The following is a 754-nucleotide window of genomic DNA, read 5'->3' as shown; positions in this document are numbered from 1 at the left end:
TTGCTATTGAGAGTTATTGAACCGGCAGAACTTCCAACGGATAAAGACATAGTAAGTTCTATGGTTGATTATTATAAGGATCATATTCGAACTGGAAACACTAAACAAAGTCAGTTAGATGAATATTCCAGATATGAATTTGGATTTTCTGGATTACGTTGCTCTATTTTGGGCTCATTTTATTTAGATTCTAAAAAGAATTTGAGATTTGGTGCTGATGTAGAAAATTTCTATGCTGCTCATAATTATTCAGTAATTAAACCATCAAATGAAATTTTAGGTTTAATTGCTAATTACAGAGAAAATAGCGTACCTGGAGGAAATGGTGATATTCGAATAGGTTCTATCCGTTATAGCTCAAGCCAAAGATTTAATAATGATATTGGAGATATTCCTGTTTATATACAAGCAAAAGATTTTGCAGGAAAACGCACTGCTTTATTTGGCATGACGCGTACTGGTAAATCTAATAGTATTAAAAAGATTATTCAGGCTAATGAACAGATGAGTAAATCAGCTCAATATCAGTTAGATAAACAGAATGAAAGTCCCGAAGATATTTTAAAGCAATTTGTAGGCGATGCACCTAAATATCCTATTGGACAGATTATTTTTGATATCAATGGTGAATATGCCAATGCCAACCTTCAAGATGAGGGAACGGCTATCTTTGATATATATCAAGCTAAAACCGATCGTTATTCCATTGTGGAAAAAGACGGTTTTAAGGTTATGAAGGTTAATTTTTATAATG

1 protein-coding gene is annotated in these 754 nt (G+C 32.4%); it reads left to right on the top strand.

Annotated features, from left to right (window positions below; translation table 11 throughout):
• A partial coding sequence (locus ACTHUM_RS16305; RefSeq protein ID WP_440403464.1) for a hypothetical protein occupies positions 1 to 754 on the top strand: 754 nt, incomplete at both ends.

The organism is Neisseria sp. P0021.S006 (assembly GCF_051956895.1).
The sequence above is the reverse complement of the archived record's forward strand: the minus strand, read 5'-3'. Positions and strand labels throughout refer to the sequence as shown.